This is a genomic window from Effusibacillus sp. SKA8 (genome assembly GCF_058273125.1).
Map to the genome: position 1 here is coordinate 94,988 of NZ_JBZCSF010000003.1, position 19,953 is coordinate 114,940.

18 protein-coding genes and 1 other annotated feature are annotated in these 19,953 nt (G+C 49.8%); all 18 genes read right to left on the reverse strand.

What is annotated here, in order from left to right:
- The 18 genes from AC4ED1_RS04275 to AC4ED1_RS04360 all read right to left on the reverse strand — a co-directional run bounded on the left by AC4ED1_RS04275 (position 1) and on the right by AC4ED1_RS04360 (position 19,869).
- Positions 1-414: a PaaI family thioesterase gene (locus AC4ED1_RS04275; RefSeq protein WP_490936182.1), complete on the reverse strand. Its 414-nt coding sequence runs from the start codon at positions 412-414 to the stop codon at positions 1-3.
- 17 nt (positions 415-431) lie between these two features.
- On the reverse strand, positions 432-890 hold the full coding sequence (locus AC4ED1_RS04280; protein WP_490936183.1) for a pyridoxamine 5'-phosphate oxidase family protein: 459 nt from the start codon (positions 888-890) through the stop codon (positions 432-434).
- Between the two features lie 27 nt (positions 891-917).
- Complete coding sequence (locus tag AC4ED1_RS04285; protein ID WP_490936184.1) at positions 918-1,646, reverse strand: ABC transporter ATP-binding protein; 729 nt, start codon at positions 1,644-1,646, stop codon at positions 918-920.
- On the reverse strand, positions 1,640-2,428 hold the full coding sequence (locus AC4ED1_RS04290) for an ABC transporter ATP-binding protein (RefSeq protein WP_490936185.1): 789 nt from the start codon (positions 2,426-2,428) through the stop codon (positions 1,640-1,642). Before AC4ED1_RS04290 ends, AC4ED1_RS04285 begins: the two co-directional genes overlap by 7 nt.
- Positions 2,428-3,516, reverse strand: coding sequence for a branched-chain amino acid ABC transporter permease (locus AC4ED1_RS04295; RefSeq protein WP_490936186.1), 1,089 nt, complete (start codon positions 3,514-3,516; stop codon positions 2,428-2,430). The genes AC4ED1_RS04290 and AC4ED1_RS04295 overlap by 1 nt, the downstream gene beginning before the upstream one ends.
- Before the next feature lie 12 nt (positions 3,517-3,528).
- Complete coding sequence (locus AC4ED1_RS04300; RefSeq protein WP_490936187.1) at positions 3,529-4,410, reverse strand: branched-chain amino acid ABC transporter permease; 882 nt, start codon at positions 4,408-4,410, stop codon at positions 3,529-3,531.
- 92 nt (positions 4,411-4,502) lie between these two features.
- On the reverse strand, positions 4,503-5,681 hold the full coding sequence (locus AC4ED1_RS04305) for an ABC transporter substrate-binding protein (protein WP_490936188.1): 1,179 nt from the start codon (positions 5,679-5,681) through the stop codon (positions 4,503-4,505).
- Positions 5,682-5,983: 302 nt separating this feature from the next.
- Positions 5,984-6,673, reverse strand: a complete 690-nt coding sequence (locus AC4ED1_RS04310) for a GntR family transcriptional regulator (protein WP_490936264.1) — start codon at positions 6,671-6,673, stop codon at positions 5,984-5,986.
- 66 nt (positions 6,674-6,739) lie between these two features.
- The gene (locus AC4ED1_RS04315; RefSeq protein WP_490936189.1) at positions 6,740-7,918 is read right to left on the reverse strand and encodes an MFS transporter; all 1,179 of its coding nucleotides are present in this window, start codon (positions 7,916-7,918) and stop codon (positions 6,740-6,742) included.
- 78 nt (positions 7,919-7,996) lie between these two features.
- Positions 7,997-9,436 carry an aldehyde dehydrogenase family protein gene (locus tag AC4ED1_RS04320; RefSeq protein WP_490936190.1) on the reverse strand — a complete coding sequence of 480 codons (1,440 nt, stop codon included), beginning with the start codon at positions 9,434-9,436 and terminating at the stop codon, positions 7,997-7,999.
- 20 nt (positions 9,437-9,456) lie between these two features.
- On the reverse strand, positions 9,457-10,446 hold the full coding sequence (gene hpaD, locus AC4ED1_RS04325; RefSeq protein WP_490936191.1) for a 3,4-dihydroxyphenylacetate 2,3-dioxygenase: 990 nt from the start codon (positions 10,444-10,446) through the stop codon (positions 9,457-9,459).
- 42 nt (positions 10,447-10,488) lie between these two features.
- Entirely contained in the window at positions 10,489-12,015 is a 1,527-nt protein-coding gene (gene hpaE / locus AC4ED1_RS04330; protein ID WP_490936192.1) for a 5-carboxymethyl-2-hydroxymuconate semialdehyde dehydrogenase, read from the reverse strand.
- Positions 11,996-12,787, reverse strand: coding sequence for a fumarylacetoacetate hydrolase family protein (locus AC4ED1_RS04335; RefSeq protein ID WP_490936193.1), 792 nt, complete (start codon positions 12,785-12,787; stop codon positions 11,996-11,998). The genes hpaE and AC4ED1_RS04335 overlap by 20 nt, the downstream gene beginning before the upstream one ends.
- The gene (gene hpaI / locus AC4ED1_RS04340; protein ID WP_490936194.1) at positions 12,784-13,707 is read right to left on the reverse strand and encodes a 2,4-dihydroxyhept-2-ene-1,7-dioic acid aldolase; all 924 of its coding nucleotides are present in this window, start codon (positions 13,705-13,707) and stop codon (positions 12,784-12,786) included. The genes AC4ED1_RS04335 and hpaI overlap by 4 nt, the downstream gene beginning before the upstream one ends.
- A 297-nt stretch (positions 13,708-14,004) precedes the next feature.
- Positions 14,005-15,795, reverse strand: a complete 1,791-nt coding sequence (gene aspS / locus AC4ED1_RS04345) for an aspartate--tRNA ligase (protein WP_490936195.1) — start codon at positions 15,793-15,795, stop codon at positions 14,005-14,007.
- 4 nt (positions 15,796-15,799) lie between these two features.
- A complete protein-coding gene (gene hisS, locus AC4ED1_RS04350; protein WP_490936196.1) occupies positions 15,800-17,047 on the reverse strand; it encodes a histidine--tRNA ligase in 1,248 nt (415 codons plus the stop codon).
- 37 nt (positions 17,048-17,084) lie between these two features.
- Positions 17,085-17,341: a binding site (T-box leader), on the reverse strand.
- Positions 17,342-17,448: 107 nt separating this feature from the next.
- Entirely contained in the window at positions 17,449-18,831 is a 1,383-nt protein-coding gene (locus tag AC4ED1_RS04355) for an MFS transporter (RefSeq protein WP_490936197.1), read from the reverse strand.
- A gap of 36 nt (positions 18,832-18,867) precedes the next feature.
- Positions 18,868-19,869 (reverse strand): TAXI family TRAP transporter solute-binding subunit, encoded by a 1,002-nt coding sequence (locus AC4ED1_RS04360; RefSeq protein WP_490936198.1) that lies wholly within the window; start codon positions 19,867-19,869, stop codon positions 18,868-18,870.
- Positions 19,870-19,953 lie beyond the last annotated feature (84 nt).

Here is a 19,953-nt window from a genome sequence, read left to right on the forward strand (position 1 = left end):
TTACTCTTGCCGAATCATTACGGAAGAGACAGATGCGGCCACTGCTTTTCCTTCCTGGACAAGGCTGGCAACTGCATAAGCAATATTACGCCCCAGTCTTTCAACCCGTGCCTCAATCTCGATAACACCCTTGAATGCAGGCCGATGGAACGTGGTATGCAAGTTAATGGAAGCAAATCCTCGGCCATCCTCCAGACAGGAAGCAATGGCATAAGCCATCATCGTGTCCGCAACCGCAGAGAGAAATCCTCCCATCACGACCCCGTGGCCATTTAAAAACGAATCTTTGACCTGCCAAACGCCTTTGGCAACGCCGTTTTCCGCATGTACAATCTCAATCCCGAGGGTTTGATCACAGGGAGGCGGAGCGCTTCCATTCTTGACGACATCCACCAAATTATAAATTTTGTTCATAACTCCCATCCTCATATCTATTTCAGCAATGACTCGAATACCTGATTGTCTAAAACCTTGGCTTTTTGCGGATCAGACGTTTTCTCAAATTGCGGAGCCTGCGTAATTTTGGCCCCCCAAAACATACTCTCAAAAATCGCACTCACATTCACTTCGATTTTGGCAAGCGGCAGCGCGACACCATCCATTTTTTCCGCAAGAATACGGCAGGTGCCGACTATGGAATACACGGTTCCAAGCCCGATCACACAAAGTGTTACGCGCGGGTTTGCTTGAATATTGGCAACGATCCGCGAGTTGTTCATCACGGCAAAGCGTATTCGGTCCGCTGCAAGCGCCTTGACCCAGGAAATGGCGGAAATGCTTGGCGTTTGCGTTTCCCTTTCCACGGTGCTTAAGAGAACGAGTGTTTCTCCGTTGATCAATTCGATCTGTTCCAGAGCCAGTCTTGTAGGGATATCGTGATTTTTAACCATTGGGATGCTCCCCTCCTTGGAATTATTTTAAACGACTTCCTTGCTTTTGCCAAAATAGGCGTTGCGAACAGCCGGGTTATTCATGACTTCCTGTGCGGAGCCATGTATCACAATTTCGCCGCGTTCAAGCACACAGGCATAGTCCGCAATTGTGAGCGCCGCCTTTACATTTTGTTCAACGAGAATAATCGTTGTCTCAAATTCATTTTTCATTTGTTTAAAAATCCCCATAATTTCTTTGACAATCAAAGGCGCCAAACCCAACGACGGTTCATCCAGCATGATTAACCGGGGATTGGCCATCAAGCCGCGGCCGATGGCAAGCATCTGCTGTTCCCCTCCGCTTAGCAAGCCTCCGGGACGATCAAGCATCGTTTTCAGTTTCGGGAACAATTCGAGGATTTTCTCAAAATCCCGCTGAACCTGTTTCTTTTCCCCTTTAAAACGATGATAGGAACCCAGCAGCAAATTGTCTTTAACGGAAAGAGAATCAAAAATTTGCCTGCGTTCGGGAACAAGACTGATCCCTTTCGGTACAATCTGCTCGGCGGATAGAGCGGAAATGTCCTCACCGTCAAACAAAATACCGCCTTCTCTCGGCTTATAGATTCCCGCAATGGTCCCCAAAAGCGTACTTTTCCCCGCCCCGTTGGAACCGACAATCGAAAGGATTTCTCCCTTATTCAGCGCAAAGCTGATCCCTTTTAATGCGTGGAGATAACCATGATAGGTGTGCAAATTGGAAACTTTTAACATCCAACAGCCACCTCCTCATCTCCCAGGTAGGCAGCGATAACATGTGGATTATTGTAAATTTCTTGCGGAGAACCTTCCGCAATTTTTTGGCCAAAGTCCAGTACGATGATGTTATCGGCAATCGACATCACCGTTTCCATATCGTGCTCAACGAACAGGAACGTCATCCCCTGACTGCGCATCTTAAGGATAATATCAACCAACTCTCCCGATTCTTGCGGATTCAAACCGGCCATGGGTTCATCCAATAAAATGAGTTTGGGATCGGAAGCTGCGGCACGTGCGAGTTCCAACAACCGTTGGCTGCCGTAAGGCAAGGTTGCCGCATTTTCATAAGCCTGTTCAAAAAGCCCCACTTCCTTTAACAGTTCCATTGCTTTTTGCAAGACGGCTTCCTCTTCTTTACGAACCCAGGGGAATCGGAAAGCGGCCCCCCAAAAACCGGTGTTCAAACTCACATGACTCCCCGTCATCACATTCTCAATAACACTCATATTCTTGAAAATTTGCAGATTTTGGAAAGTCCTGGTTATTCCCAGCTTTGCAATGTCACACGGCCGTTTCCCGGTGATCTCAATTTCCTGAAAATGGACAGTGCCGGATGTCGGAGGCAGAACGGCGGTAATCATATTAAAGAGAGTTGTCTTTCCCGCACCGTTCGGACCGATCACGGCCACAATTTGGCCCGGAAAGACATCGAATGATACATCACGGACAGCAGTTACTCCGCCAAAACTTTTCGTTAGATGAGAAACAGTCAATAACGTTTTTTTCTTGTCCATCAATTCCCACCTCCCGCAGCCTGAGCAGGAATTTCTTTTTCCCCTTGCCGTCCTTCCATTGTAACAGGTTTGTTGTGCGAACCATTCCCGTTTCCCCTAATCTTGCGAATCCACTTTTTCCGTAATTTCTCAAGTCCGGGAGCAAAACCTTCCGGCATATAAATCAGCAAGATCACAATGAGAACACCGAAGAAGACAATGATCGCTTGATCACTCGCATGATCTACGATCAGCGGCATCACTTCTTTTAATACCTCTCCCAGCAGGACAAAAATACCGGCTCCGACGAATCCTCCCCAAATGCTACCGCTTCCCCCCAAAACCGACATAATCAGCAAATCGATCGACGCATTCGCATCAAATAACATGGGATTAATAAACGAAATGTAGTGGGCATAAATACTTCCTGCAACGGATGCGTATACCGCGCTCATGACAAAAACCTGCAGTTTATACTTCCTGGTGTCAACTCCGATCGAACCGGACGCGATTTCGCTGCCGTGTATCGACCGAAGGGCACGCCCTACCCGCGATTGGATCAGATTCCGCGCCAGCAAAATACCCGCAAGCGCAACCGTCCAAACCAAGTAATAATACTTTAAATCCGTATCAAATTTAAAACCGAACAGATTTAGAGAAGGGATGCCGGAAAACCCCTCGAGACCGCCGGTAAAACTTTTCAATTGCTTGAAAAAGATAAAGACAATCACTCCAAACCCCAATGTTGCAAGCGCCAAATAGTGACCGGTTAATTTTAAAGTAGGGATTCCCACAATATAGGCAATGAGTACGGCCAACAATACACCGGCAAGGATGCCAACGAATCCGGGCAACCCCATTTTTACGGTAACGAACGCGGAAGCATATGCGCCAATTCCATAAAAAGCGGCATGCCCAAGGGAAATTTGCCCCGCATAGCCCATGAGCATGGTCAACCCCGTACAAATCAAGGTATAAAACCCTATCATGATCAATGTGCTTGTAATGTAATTCGATGGAACCGCAAGCGGTATCAGAAAAAGAATACCGGCGAGGAACAAGACTCCTTTCAAGCTACGGTCATAAATTTTGTGCAAATCTCCTTTCATCGGGCTCCTCCTCTACACTCTTTTTCCCGACACTTTTGCAAAGATTCCGTTTGGTAGGAAGAACAGGACCAGCAACAGTCCGGTAAAGCTGATTGCGTCCTTAAAGCCGCTCGTCCATAACCCTTCTGTAAAAGATTCCAGAAGTCCGATCAGCATCGCCCCTGCAATAGCGGCCGGCGCATTGGACAAGCCACCTATGACAGCAGCAATAAAAGCTTTCATTCCCAACATGAGCCCCATATTATAAGATGCTCCCGAAATCGGTGCGATGATGATTCCTCCAATCGCCCCGAGGGCCGCACTGATACTGATTGCAAGCAAAGACATTTTCTCCGGCCGTATCCCCATTAACCGGGACGCAAAGCCATTAATCATACAAGCCGTCACAGCTTTTCCTGTAAACGTTTTCTCGAAAAACAAATACATCCCCAACAAGCTGACCAAAGAAACCCCGATTGCCCATAAGCTCTGCGGCTGAATGACAGCCCCCAGAATATTCAACGGTTCTCCTTCCGTAAATGGCGACAGGGATCGCGGATCCGTCCCCCAGATAAACAGGGCGACACCGCGCAAAGCGATCGAAACGCCAATTGTAATGATAATCATGGTGGATACCGAAGAATGGCGTGCCGGATAAATGGCGGCCCGTTCAAAGAGTGCGCCGACCAGAAAAACGAGGACGATGCTGACCAAAACCGCCAAAATCTTTGGCAGGCCCAGTGAAACGGCAGAAATGCAGATCAATGCACCCAACATGGCAAATTCGCCTTGGGCCAAATTTAATACTCCCGTAATGTTATAAGTGATCACAAAACCGATGGCAATTAACGCGTAAATGCTGCCAATGGTTAAACCGGAGAAAATCAGCTGGGTGACCTGGCTGATGTGTTCCACGTTTTACAGTCCTTTCATAATTTTTGTCGAGGGGATCGAGAAAGAAACCCCGAAGGTAACAAACGAAGGCACATTCGGGGCATCTTTCGGGATTACTCTTTTAATTTCCACTTTCCATCCTTAATCTCAATGATCACTAACGCATCCGATTTCAATCCGTTATGATCGTCTTTTGACATGTTATAGATACCGCTGGTCCCCACCAGATCTTTTGTGCCGGATTCGATGGCGTCGCGAATCTTGAGCGGATCGTCTCCTGCCGTTTTGATGGCAGTTTTTAAAATTTCAAAAGCGTCCCACGCATGACCGCCGAAAGTGCTTGGCGGATATTGATACTTATCTTGAAACTCCTTCGCATACTCTTGCAAGACCTTCTTTTGTTTGTTATCGTTCGGAAGTTGATCGACAACCAAGAGACGGCCCGCGGGGAAAACCACTCCCTCGGCGGCTTTTCCGGCCAAATCAATAAATTGTTGATTGGCAATGCCGTGTGACTCTATAATCGGGACATTGATTCCAAGCTCACGCACGTTTTTTGTTACAACGGCAGACTCCTGAGTGGTACCCCAAATCACAATCGTCTGCGGATTGGCATTTTTCACACGGGTTAACATGGGCTTTGCATCATTGACAGTGGCCTCAAAGGTTTCGGCAATCACAGTTTCAATTCCCGCTTTTTTAGCCAGCGCGTCAAATTCTTCTTTTCCACTGGAGCCATAGGAATTGTCGACATTTAACCAAGCTACTTTGGTGAAATTCTGGTTTTTTAAATACTCGACGACACGGGGAACCACAACTTCGTCACCCTGCGCTGATTTAAAAACAAATGCCTTTGTAGGCCTATTGATATTCTTGCTGGCGGCCAACGAAATAAAAGGAATTTGGGCTTTTTCCGCCAGAGGAATCATGGCCAAGGAGTTACCGGATATCGTACCCCCGATGACAGCAACCACTTTATCCTGCTCGATCAGTTTTTTCGTGGTAAGAACGGCTTCATTTTGATTGGACTTGTCATCGTATGTGATTAACTCGATTTTACGCCCATTGATTCCCCCTTGCGCATTTGTTTTGTCAACCACCATCTTCAATGTGTCCAACTCGGGCTTCCCCAGAGAAGAAGCAGTACCTGACACCGAAAAAACACCGCCAATTTTGATCGGCTTGTTGCCTGCCGCATCCTTTGAACCCGTCGTAGAACCGTTGCCTCCGCATGCGGCAGTAAAGAAGACCATAAGCAGACTTAACAGGACAAACGGAATTTGCTTCTTCATAACAGTCCCCCTCTGATTTCTTTGTAAGCTTTTAAAAGCAACAGACAGGATAATGGCTTTAAAGTTTCATTTCATCCCCCCCTCATTTGACAGCTTGCTATCTAGAGGATTCTACCGATTGATTGGTAGCCTCAATCGTTTGATTTTTATGACTTTTTCTATCATTATAATATATTAAATGGTATATGATTTCAAGATTTTTTTTATACGAATGCGCATATTTTATTCAAACAAAAGAAAAAGGCATTATCACAAGCATGTTCCGAAAAGGAACCCGCCGGGATAATGCCGGATTCAGGCTTTTATTCGAACAAAACCTTGCCGACCGTTTTCGACTCCGCTTTTCGATTCTGAAACGCTTTTACCGTGTTCAGCTTGTGTTGCCGCACAGCTTCCTCAATCTCCTGAAAAGAAGCCTGTTCTTTCAACAGTTGAATGATATGGGAATGCTCTTGGATAGATTCTCGAGCGCGTTGTGGCACAAAGGTAAAACCCGACCGCCGGACTCGGTCCATACGTTGCCCCGCCTGTCGAATCTCTTCTATCAAATACGCGTTCCCACAGCTTTCGTTAATCAGGGCATGAAACTTTTGGTTCAACTCCCCAAATCGTTCAAACTCAAAGTTATGCAGGGCCTCGTTCATTTCTTCATTAATTTCTTCGAGTCGCTTTATTCCCTCCTGTGTCATTGTCTTAGCACCGAGAGCCGCTGCATATCCCTCCAGTACCGCCAATACCGACAACGTTTCCAGATATTCCGTTTCATTGATTGTGCTGACAATCGCCCCGCTATACGGTTTGTATTGAATGAGACCGTCCGCTTCAAGTTGTCGAATGGCTTCCCTCACCGGGATTGCGCTTAGGTTAAGTTCTCTGGCGACCTGATCGATCACGATTCGATAGCCTGGCCCATAGATCCCGTTCAAAATGTTAGAGCGAATAAATTCATAAGCGTATTGCGTTTTATTCATTTGGTTTTTAGAATTTTTCATACCACTTATCATATCCAAAAATATATAGGATTTCAAGGGGGTATCGTTTTTCGTATGTTTTTCGTATCATGTCTTAGGACTCCACCGCAAAACACTCAAATAAAACACGTATATTATCAAAAAGAGAACCATGGCCAGTGCAGATATTCGGTACATCATCTCGTAACTGCTAATTTTGGCCACTCCCCCGAGCACCATCGCACCCATTCCAATCCCTAAATCAAAAGCGGTAAAATAGGTTCCGTTCGCCACACCCCGCCGGTGAGGTGTCACTCGATTGATTGTCCACGCTTGCAACGACGGTTGGATGGCCCCAAAACCGATACCATAAAACATCGCCGAAAGAACGAGCAAATATGCGTTTGAAGTATAAGACAAGAGAAACAGTCCGGCGCCGGCAAAACATGCTCCCGGCAACAGTACCCAAGTAGGCCCCTGGCGATCAAACAAGATCCCGGCAAACGGACGGACAAGCATAATCATCAGGGCATTGGACAGGAAAAACCAGCCTATATTGGAAATTCCCGCCTCTTTACCAAACAAAGTGATAAAACCGATAATCCCCCCGTAGGTAAAACACAGTAAACTCATGAGGAAAGCCGGGAACAAAGCTTTTGGTTCAAACATCTCGCGCCAAACAGATGGATTCCCTGGTTTTTTCACTCGAATCGGTTGCGGGTAACGAATCGGCTGAGACACTCCCAACGCGAGTCCCCCGATGACGGAGGCAATCAGGGATAGAACGCCAAAACCAATTTGATCCATGATCCAAATTCCCACAAGCGGACCTAATGCCATGGCCAAATTGTTGGATAAACCAAAATATCCCATCCCTTCGCCGCGTCTTGCAGCAGGAAGAATGTCGGAAATAATCGTATTGACGGTTGTAGTCGCAATTCCCCAACCAATTCCATGAATAAAACGTAAAAGCAAAATCAATGATACCGAAAACACCCAATAATTACCAAGCATTGAGAGGATGCAAAGGGCATACCCCAGGAATAAAATCTTCCTTCGATCCATCGTATCCAAAGCCTTGCCGATGAAAGGCCGGGTAATTAACGCCGCAATCGTAAAAATTCCCGTGACCATGCCCACGGAAAATTCGTCCCCGCCTCTCTGACCTACAAAAACAGGTATGGTGGGAATCAACATCTGCAAGCTGAACCATAAAAAAAGATTGGAAATGATTGCCCTGACAAAATCTTTTATCCAGAGTGGCAGTTTTTCCGAAGTTTGCTCCATCAATCCCCCGCCTTTCCAGACAAATTCCTTAAGCATCCTCCAATCAGTTTGGGGGATCTTGACGATCCCCCTCTCCGTTTAATTCCGATTCAAAACGACTAATTTCAGTTCCGTCATTTCCTGAACGGCATACTTTATGCCTTCGCGACCGTATCCGCTCTCTTTGACACCCCCGTAGGGCATGTGATCCACACGGAAGGTTGGAATGTCGTTGATCATGACGCCACCTACGTGCAATTTTCCAGCTGCGTCGAAAGCGGTCTGCACATTTTCGGTGTAGATTCCCGCCTGCAAACCAAAACGTGAATCGTTTACAAGCCGAATCGCCTCATCGACGGAAGAGATTTTATTGATAAGAACGACCGGCGCGAAAACTTCCTGACACGAAACTTTAAGCGTCGGATCGGCGTTCAATATGACCGTAGGAAACAAAACGTTTCCTTGGGCTTTTCCGCCGACGGCAACAGTGGCTCCGTTTTGTGCTGCTTCTTCAATCCAATCGAGGGCGCGTTGTACATCCTCATTGGAAATTAACGCCGATACATCGGTTTTTGGATCAAGCGGATCGCCGATTTGCAGACCCTCGGTCACTCTTACGAATCCCTCTACAAAACTTTCATAGAGGGATTCGTGAACATAAATACGTTGCAGGGAAATGCAAATTTGCCCTTGATTGGAAAAAGCTCCGGTGACACAACGGGGAATAATTTTCTCCAGGTTCACCCCTTGATCAATGATCACTGCGGAATTTGAACCCAACTCCAGCGTAACACGTTTTAATCCCGCTTTGTTGCGAATTCCAATTCCTACAGCCGGACTCCCTGTAAAGGTAATCATTTTCACGCGATCATCCGTGACAATCTTGTTCCCGATGACGCGTCCACTCCCGGTTACCACATTCAAAACCCCTGCCGGCAACCCCGCTTCTTGCAAAAGTTCCGCCAGAAAAAAAGCGGACAGCGGAGTTTGCGAAGCCGGCTTTAAGACGATCGTGTTACCCGAAGCGATGGCGGGACCGACTTTGTGTGCAACAAGATTCATTGGGAAATTAAAAGGCGTAATGGCTCCTACGACTCCAAGCGGTTCGCGAAGGGTGAAGGCGACTCTGCCCTCGCCGCCCGGCGCGGCGTCCAATGGCAATGTTTCTCCGTAAATTCGCTTCGCTTCTTCTGCGGCGAATTTATAGGTTTGAATCGTTCGGGCCACCTCTCCCTTCGCCGTCGTGATCGGCTTTGCAGCTTCCAAAGCAATGAGTTGGGCCGCTTCTTCCGCGTGCTCTTCCAACAAGTGTGACAATTTGTCCAAAATGGATGCGCGTTGGTGAGCCGGCATCTTCGCCATGACATCTCTTGCCTGATAGGCGGCAGCAATCGCCTGATCCACTTCTCTTTCCGTTGCAAAAGGGATTTCCGCAATTATTTTCCCGGTATATGGCGAAGTAAGAGTCATATATTCTCTTGTTTCCATCCATTCCCCGGCGATGAACAATTTTTTCCTTACAACCGTACCGATCGACATTCGAGCCGGACACCCCGCTTCTATTTTGTAGTGACGCCAGCATCCGATCTGCCGGGATCGCCGATTTCCATCAATTCGCCGGTTAAGATATGCTGAACAGGCATCGCTTCATTTTTCCAGCTCATCGGCGGCTCGGCTCCCCATAATGTGGCGCGTTGCGGGTCTTCCAAATGCCACTTGACGGGTTCCCAATCCGGATCATTGGTAAAATAGTCACCCGTATACAATTCCACCCGATGCCCATCGGGATCGCGCATGTATACGAAGAACGCGTTCGAAGTCCCGTGGCGCCCCGGCATACGCTCAATGTTCGCGTAATACCCGTAAGAAGCCATATAATCACACGCATCCAGAATGGACTTCGCATCATCCAGCCAGAAACCGATGTGATGAAGCCGCGGTCCCCGCTCACTGATCAGGGCAAGGTCATGCACACTGGGTTTCCGGTGCAACCAGGAAGCCCACAAGCGCTCATTCTCCTTCGGTCCTGTTACGGTATACTCGGAACATCTGAATCCCAAGTTTTCGGTGTACCATTGATTGATCATCTCAATATCGCGGACAAGGCAATTCGCATGATCGATTCTTTTTACTTTCGCCCCGTAATGCTTGTCAAACTTCTGCAGCATCCGTTCGGCTCTTTCCATTTCAAAGAAGAATTCGACAGGTATGCCGGCAGGGTCTTGGATACGGAGAGCCCTTCCCTGACCTCTCTCTTCCCCTTTCGCAAGCCAACGCATCGGCAAATTCTGGCTGGCAAAAAACTCGCCCAATCTGTCCAGTTGTTCCTCGGAACCGACCCGATAGGAAATATGGTTCAGACTCGGAACATCCGCTTTCGTAAGAACGAGACAGTGGTGATTCGCGTCTTCGATTGCACGCAAATAAATATGGTTGGAATCGGACTCTGTTTCAATAAAGCCGAGGCCGTTTACATAAAAATCGCGGGCGCGGTCCAGATCGGTCACATTGAGCTCAGCGTGTGCCAATCGAATAATGTCAAACTCCATTCCGCCAACCTCCTATCTCTCATATTTCTTTGCGAAACTTTGCTAGCATGTACAAGACTGGCTTAAAGATGCAACAGGCTGATTGCTTGATTTTCCGAACTTTGGAATATGATGGTTCCCCACAGCCACATGGATGACCTGAGTCTCGGTATAAAATTCAAAGCTGTAATGTCCGCCTTCGCGACCGATTCCGCTGTATTTGGAGCCGCCGAACGGAATCCGCAAATCCCTCACGTTTTGCGAATTCACCCACACCATGCCGCTTTCCACCGCCTGGGCCAGACGATGACCGCGCTTCATGTCATTCGTCCAAATGTAAGCGGCAAGCCCGTATTTTACATCGTTGGCCATCCGGAGAGCTTCTTCCTCGGTTTTAAACGAAATCACAGCCATCACCGGACCAAAGATTTCTTCCTGTGCCACACGCATGTCATTGGTGCAGTTCAGGAGAAGTGTTGGCGCTACATAGTTCCCGTTCCGATAGGCTTCCGGAATATGGCCCGTAATGATTTCGGCCCCTTCTTCACGGGCAATTTCGATATATTTCTTGACATTCTCCCAATGCTTGCGATGGATTAGCGGCCCGATTTCCGTTTTTTCGTCCATGGGATCGCCGACCCGGATATTGGCAATCCTCTCTTTAAGCGCATTTACAAATTGATCGTAGATTGATTCCTGCAAAAATAGGCGGGAATTCGCGGTACAACGTTCGCCGTTGAAGGAGTAGATTCCCCAAACCACCGCATCCAGCGCGCTTTCCAGGTCGGCGTCCGCAAAGACGATCGCGGGCGATTTGCCTCCCAACTCCATCGACAATCGTTTCAATGTATCCGCGCCATTCTTCATAATTTCCGATCCGGTTGTCGTCTCCCCCGTGAAGGAAATCAGCTGTACACCCGGATGTGCCACAAGCGAGGCTCCCGCTGTTTCCCCGAAGCCGTGAACCACGTTAAATACGCCTTCCGGCAAACCTGCTTCGTGGATGATTTGCGCCAGTTTATTGGCGGTAAGCGGCGACCATTCCGCCGGTTTTAACACCACTGTGTTGCCTGTGGCAAGCGACGGAGCCACTTTCCATGTTTCGAGCATAAAAGGCGCATTCCACGGGGTAATTAAACCTGCAACCCCTACGGGTTTGTGGATCGTATAGTTGATAAAAGAATGATCGACCTGGTAGACTTCCCCCACCATGCGGCTCTTGACCATTTCCGCGTAGAAACGGAAGTTTTCCGCTGCACGGGCCGCCTGCTTCTTGGTTTGACTGATTGGCAAACCGGTGTCAAGAGTTTCCAGATACGCGATCTCTTCGGCATTCGCTTCGATCAGATCCGCTATCTTGATGATATATTTCAACCTTTCCTCCACGCTCATCGTGCGCCAGGGACCTGCGTCGAATGCTTTGCGGGCGGCCGCAACAGCCAAATCTATATCTTCTTTGAAACCTTCCGCAACCTCGTTGATCGGTTTGTTGTTGAACGGATTGACATTTTGGAATGTGCGACCCGCCACCCCCTCAACAAACTGACCGTTAATATAGTGAAGGACTTTGTCAACTTTGAACGACTTCATGCTCGTTCCTCCCCGCTGTCGGCTCTGTTCTGCCGTCAAGAACCGGATTTTCCAATGCTCCGAGCCCCTCGATTTCAAGCCGCATGACATCTCCAGGATTCACATGGGAAATGCCCTTCGGCGTCCCCGTCAAGATCATGTCACCCGCTTGCAGAGTCATGAATGAACTGATGAATTCGATGAGATCGGAAATGGTATAGATTAGATCTTTCGTATTTCCTTTTTGCCGCAATTCACCGTTCACATAGGTGCGCAATTCCAAATTTTCCACATTGGGAATGTCCTCTTTATCAACGAAGAAAGGACCCATGGGGCCGAAAGTATCGTGCCCCTTGGCGCGAACGGGCGGCCGGTAGAAATTGTTCACAAAATCCCGAACCGTTACGTCATTCATGATGGTATATCCACTGACATAATCAAAGGCGTGCGCATGTTTGATGTTACGGCCCGGTTTCCCGATGACAACCGCAAGCTCATTTTCGTAGTGCATGTAGGTCGCTCCATTGGGATAATAGACAGGCGCCTTATGGCCAACAAGCGTACTGTTGGGTTTAATGAATAAAACCGGTTCTTTCGGCTTTTCCAATCCCAATTCTTCCGCATGGTCCGCATAGTTCAAGGCAAGCCCGATCATGTTGTTCGGAACCACCGGAGGCAGCCAAACATCAATCTGACTGATCTGGTGTTCTTTCCCCGCTTCATCAACGATGACTTCTCCCTGAACAACTCCTGTCACGATTCGGCCTTCATGCAAGAAACGCGCGTGTTTCACTGCTCCATCCCCACTTTCCGCTCCAACAGTCCATATTCAATTAACGTTTGGCGAATTTCCTTTTGCAGTTCTTCAGACGGCGGACCCATCGGCAACCGTAAAGCGGGATTGATTTTGCCCATCATGCCCATGGCCGTTTTCAACGGTCCCGGATTGGTGTCCTTAAATAAAACATCGTTTAAAGGCATCAGTTTGTAATGCAGATCAATGGCTTTCTCAACTTCGCCCGCAGCCCAGTAATTGTAGAGGTCGGCCACTTCCTTCGGCACAATGTTCGCGGTCGCGCTCACATGGCCCGCGCCGCCGATAGCCAGCATCGGATAGCACAGCAGTTCAATGCCGGAATATAACAGAAAATCCCGCCCACAGTTCAGCAATACCCGATTTACATGTTCAAAATCTTTGTTCGACTCTTTCACACCGATGATATTCTTGCAATCTTCCGCAAGGCGAGCCAGCGTCTTGACCTCCAAATTCGTCGCGGTTCGGCCGGGAATGTTGTAAATAATAATCGGAATATCCACAGAATTTGCAACAATTTTAAAATGGTTATAGAGCGCTTGCTGGTTGGGGCGATTGTAGTAAGGCACAATCACCATGGCTGCATCCGCCCCCATCTCCTGCGCCCGTTTGGTCAGATGCAGCGTCTCGGCATGGTTGGTGGAACCCGTTCCCGGCACAACGGGCACGCGCCCGGCTGCAGTCTTAATGGCGGTCTCCATCACAAGTTCCCGTTCCGCAATGGTAAGCGAACTGGGTTCCCCCGTGGTTCCCGTTACGGAAATCCCGTGGGAACCGCTCGCAATATGCCATTCAATGAGGTCTTTGAGCGCCTTTGTATCCACATTCATCTGTTCGTCAAACGGAGTCACAATCGGAGCAATCGAACCTCTTAACCGTTGTTTGGCTTCTTGGTACATAAGAGATCACCCTTTCGGAATTTTGGATATTTTTATAATTTTTAAAATACTATTTGGACTTTGGATAAAAATATAAATCGATTCACCTCTGTTTCGCCGATTTTGGTTTGTATAGTTTTCACACTATAATCATATACCTAAACATATATGATTTCAAGAAAAAATTTTTGTCTCATACCGGCCAAATTGCTGTGCAGACTTGGAAAAATGGCTCAAATCCCAATACATCGATGAAGGCATATGAAAACCCCAGTTTCCTGTGGCGGACGCTGGGGTTTCGTTTGCAAACCGTTTCGTTTACGCTTTCGCAATCCGGATATGCAGCTCCTGCAACTGACGCGGCGACACTTCGGACGGCGCCTGGGTCATCGGATCACTGGCGGACTGCGTTTTCGGGAATGCAATCGTGTCGCGGATCGACTGGCGCCCCGCCATGATCATGATGATGCGGTCCAATCCGAACGCAATCCCGCCGTGCGGCGGAGTACCGTATTCGAACGCGTCAAGCAGGAAGCCGAATTTGTCGTACGCCTCTTCCATCGTAAAGCCGAGGGCCTTGAACATTTTCTCCTGGATGTCCCGCCGGAAGATCCGCATCGACCCGCCGCCGATCTCATATCCGTTCAGTACCATGTCGTATGCCTGCGCCCGGACGCTGCCCGGGTCGGTGTCAAGCTTGTCGATGTCTTCCCACATCGGCATCGTGAACGGATGGTGCTCCGCCACCCACCGCCCTTCTTCTTCGTCGTAGCCCAGCAGCGGGAACTCCGTCACCCACAGGAATTTGAACGTTCCTTCCGGGATCAGATTGAGATCCCGTCCGAGTTTTAAGCGCAAATTGCCGAGCACGTCCGCCACCGTTTTCGGATTGTCCGCGGCAAACAGCAGCAGATCGCCGGTTTCCGCTTCCAGTGTCGTCTTGATCGCCGCAATCTCGTCGTCCGTGAAAAATTTGGCGATCGGCGATTTGAGGCCTTCTTCCGTGAACGCCATCCACGCCATGCCTTTTGCCCCGTAGCGCTTCGCGAACTCCTCCAGTTCGTCGATCTGTTTGCGGGTATAGTTGCCGCACCCTTTGGCGTTGATCGCTTTCACGACGCCGCCCTTCTCGATGGCGGTTTTGAACACTTTAAAACCGCACGCCGCCACGATTTCGGAGATATTTTTCAGCTCCAATCCGAATCGCACATCCGGCTTGTCCGATCCGTAGCGGTCCATCGCTTCCTTGTACGTCAACCGCTGGAACGGACGCGGAATGTCCACGTTCAGCGTCTCCCTGAACAAGGTGGCCATCATTTCTTCCATCAAGTCCTGGAATTCATGCAGAGGCATAAACGACATCTCAATGTCGACCTGCGTAAACTCCGGCTGGCGGTCGGCACGCAAGTCCTCATCGCGAAAACAGCGGGCCACCTGGTAATAACGCTCGAATCCCGACACCATCAGCAACTGCTTAAACAACTGGGGAGACTGCGGCAACGCGTAAAATTCGCCCGGGTGCACGCGGCTCGGAACCAGATAATCCCGTGCTCCTTCCGGCGTCGATTTGGTCAGCATCGGGGTTTCCACATCCAGGAAGCCGTGCCGGTCCAAAAAGGAACGGATATGCTGCACAGCCTTGTGGCGCAGGATGAACGTATTTAGCATCTCGGGGCGGCGCAAGTCGAGATAGCGGTACTTTAAGCGCACCATTTCGTCGACATCGATATTGTCTTCAATGTAGAAAGGCGGATTTTTCGCGGTGTTCAGAACCTCCATCCGAAGCGCCTGCATTTCGATCTCGCCGGTCGGGATTTTCGGGTTCACGGTTTTGGGATCCCGCACCACAACCTTCCCTTTGATGGAAACGACGTATTCGTTGCGGAGCTTGTCCGCCTGTTCCATCAGTTCGGGAGACGAAAATTCCGGATTGAATACCACCTGCACAATGCCGCTGCGATCTCGTAGGTCGACAAAAATCACCCCGCCAAGGTCGCGCCGGCGCTGGATCCATCCGCTCAACACCACTTCTTTTTCCGCGTCGTCCGTGCGGAGTTCTCCCGCGTTGTGAGTCCGATACAATTCGATCGCTTTGATCTGTCCAGCCATTGTGTTATCCCTTCCTCATCTGCAATTTCTGAACCAGTTCCTGGAGCGGCACCGTAACTTGCTCCCCCGTCGCCATGTCTTTTACGTTCGCGACGCCTTGCGCGAGCTCGTCATCGCCAAGGATGACCACCTGCTTGGCGCCAAGCCGGTCGGCCGCTTTCAATTGCGCTTTCATGCCGCGGGCCAAATAGTCCTTGTCCGCGGTCAGGCCCGCGACCCGCATCTCTTGCAGCAGCGACACCGCTTTGCGGTCTCCCGCTTCGCCCAACGTTACGATAAACGCATCCAGTTCTTCTTCAAGCGGCAGTTCCGCCTTCTGGTTGGCGAGCGTGATCAACACGCGGTCCATCCCGCAGCCGAAACCGATTCCGGGCGTCTCCGGCCCGCCAAGCTCCGCCACGAGCCCGTTGTACCGGCCGCCCCCAATCACGGTCGAGCCGTCGACCAGGATCTCGAAAGCGGTTTTCGTGTAGTAATCAAGCCCCCGCACGATGTGCGGATTGACGGCAAAAGGAATGTTGGAGTCTCTGAGATACCCCTGCAGCTGCTCGAAATGTGCGCGGCAGCCTTCGCAGAGGTGATCCAGCATGACAGGCGCATCCGCCAGTTTGTCTCTGTCCGCCTTGCAGTCGAGAATCCGCATCGGATTTCGTTCATAGCGGCTGTTGCAGTCTTTGCAGAGTCGGTCCAATTTGCCCGCAAGATGCTTCTTCAGTTGCTCCCGGTAGCCGGGACGGCAGTCCGGACAGCCGACCGAGTTGATTTCAAGCGACAAGCCGCGCACGCCAACCTCCGCCAAAAACGTCATCGCCAAAGCGAGGATTTCCGCGTCCACGCTCGGATGATCCGACCCCAATGCCTCGATTCCGAACTGCACAAACTGGCGGTTCCGTCCCGCCTGCGGCCTTTCGTAGCGGAACATCGGCCCAATGTAATAGAGTTTGGTCGGCTGCTGCGGAAGTCCGTACATTTTGTTTTCGACAAACGCCCGCACCGCGCCCGCCGTCCCTTCCGGCCGCAGGGTGAGGCTCCGATTGCCGCGGTCGGTAAACGTATACATTTCTTTCTCGACAATGTCGGTCGTTTCCCCGACGCCGCGCGCAAACAGTTCCGTATGTTCAAACAGCGGCGTCCGGATCTCGCGGTAATTGTAACGGCGGCACACGTCGCGGGCCGTTTTTTCAACGAACTGCCACTTTTCCGTTTCGCCGGGCAATATGTCGTACGTGCCCCGCGGTTTGCTCGTAAACATCACAGAATCCCTCCAATAAATAAAAACCCCTCATCCCGATAGGGACGAGAGGTTGATTCCCGTGGTACCACCCTGATTGAAGCCTTACCCTGCATAAAGCTTCCACTTACCGATAACGCCCGGCCGCGCCCGTCTGTTACTGCACGAACATGCTGAGCGATCAGTGTTCATGGTTCACAGAGGGTCCTCCAGGATGTCATTCACAAGGGAGCACTGGAAAGACGCTTTCAGCCGCGACGTCTTCTCTCTGGCCAGGCGGAAAACCTTGTTACTTCTTCCCTTCGACGGATCATGGTTCGCATATGTTCAGTTAGGATGTATCTTACTTATCCTGGCGGATAATGTCAAGTCCCCGCAATCACATATTCCCAACACATATTCGACACCAAATCATCGTGCCTCTAGGCGTTCATGTTATTCAGATTGCCCTGAGCCGGGTTCGTGTTGCTCTGAGCCAGATTCGCGGGCAGCTTGCCCATTTCAGCATTGAACTCGGATTCGATGCGGGAGAACTTCGAAGACTCTCCCATACGCCAGTAGACGATCAGGCTCACGGCAATACAGGCAGCTACATAGTAGTAGAAGAGCGACTCGAAGCCAATGCTCTTGAACCATAACGCGATGAACTCCGCCGTCCCGCCGAACACCGCCACGGTGACTCCGTAAGGGAAACCGACGCCAAGGGCGCGGACTTCCGTCGGGAAGAGCTCGGCTTTCACAACCGCATTAATGGATGTGTAACCGGTGACAACGATGAGACCCGCCATCATGAGCAAGAAAGCGCCGATAGGGTTCTTCGTCTGCTCCAAGATCAGAAACAGCGGCACCGTCAGCAACGTTCCGAGAATACCGAAACTAATCAATAGCGGGCGCCGTCCAATCCGGTCGGACAGCATGCCGGCGAGAGGTTGCAGTACGACGAATACCAGCAGGGCAACAAAATTGATCCAACTGACGACCTCCTTGGGGAGTCCCACAGTATTCACCATGAACTTCTGTAAATACGTCGTGTACGTATAGAAGGCGACAGTTCCGCCGAGCGTAAGTCCGACTACTGTCAGCACCGCCTTGGGGTGCTTCATCAGAGCCCGAATCGTCCCGGCGCCAGCCCGGCTTTCAGTGCCCATTTTTGAGAACTGCTCTGATTCGTCCATCGTGCGGCGCAGCCACAATACGGCCAATGCCCCCATTGCTCCGATGATGAAGGGAATACGCCAGCCCCAGGACTTCATATCGGGTTCGCTGAGCATTTGTTGGAGGATGATCTGAACCCCCAGTGCCACCAGTTGTCCGGCAATAAGTGTGACGTACTGGAAGCTCGAGTAGAAGCCGCGGCGGCCGCTGCTGGCCATCTCGGACAGGTACGTTGCCGAGGTTCCATACTCTCCACCTAGCGACAACCCTTGGAGAAGACGTGCGAGAACCAGAATAATAGGAGCCAGCACGCCAATGGTGCCATAGCCAGGGGTGCAGGCAATGATCAGAGAGCCGCCGGCCATGACGGAGATGGAAAGCGTCAACGCGGCACGGCGGCCATGACGATCGGCGTATCGGCCCAGCAACAGGCTCCCTATCGGGCGCATCAGAAAGCCGACGGCGAAGATCGCCGCTGTGTTAAGCAGTTGGATTGTCGGGTCTCCCTTGGGAAAGAACTCGGCCGAGAAATACACTGCAAAAGCAGTATAGACGTACCAGTCGTACCATTCGATCAGATTTCCAACCGAACCTTTGAAGATGTTGCCTGTGATGCGTCGCGTCGTTGAGTGTTCAATCGATTGAGCCATTGTAAATCCTCCTCTTGAAGTATCGATGAATGAGAATTAAAGCTTCCCTGCCTCTTTGTAATATTTTTCAGCACCCGGATGGAGGGGGACGACCAGGTCCTTCCACGCATTGTTCGCATCGATTTCCTTCGCGGCACTATGGGCAGCTTTCAGATCTCCCAAATTCTCGAACAACATTTTGGTTACTTTATAAACCTGCTCATCCGACAGATCACCACGGACCAAAAGAATGTTACGGATCGCTGCTGTCGGAATCGGTTTTTCGTTCTTATATACGCCTGCCGGAATCTCGGCTTGAACGAAAAACGGGAATTGTTTGACCATTTTTCCCAGATCTGCCGCTTGGATCGGTACAATTTCTACATTCTTTGTTGTTGACAGGTCGATTACCGTTGAATTGGGCAAACCCGAGGTCACAAAAGCCGCATCGATCGTACCGTTTTTCAACTGCTCGATGGCCTCTGCATACGAGAGATATTCGGGTTTTATATCGTTGTAGGTAATTCCGTGCCCCCCTAAAACCATTCGGGCGTTGACTTCCACCCCGCTGTTGGGAGCGCCTATACCAACTCGCTTTCCTTTCAAATCCGCAACCGACTTAATATTCTTTTCCTTCAAGGTAACAATTTGAACGTAATTCAGATAAAGCCCCGCGATTGCTCTAAGGTCTTTTACCGGACCACTGTCTTTAAAGTTTTCTTCCCCTTTAAATGCGAAGGATGCAACATCAGACATTGCAAACGCTATTTCCACTTTTTTGGCCTTTAACAGGTTAATGTTCTCGACTGTTCCATCTGTAGATTGAACGGATGTATGATAGCCAAGTTTCTCTTTGTATATCTTGGCCAAAGCCCCGCCAAGAGTGTAATACGGACCGGAACTTCCGCCTGTTGCGATCGTTACAAATTTCTGCTCTCTCACGTCTCCGCCCGTGCCCGTATTTCCCGTATTTCCCGTATTTCCTGTCGAACTGACACACCCTGTTGCAGCACTCAAAACCAATAGGACGCCGGTTAAGATTGAAATCATTTTTTTCATCAACAATTCCCTCCTTTCTAAATTCATGTTTCATTCAAATTTATCTAGCAAAAACGATGCCAACTCAATAGTTATGCGTAATTG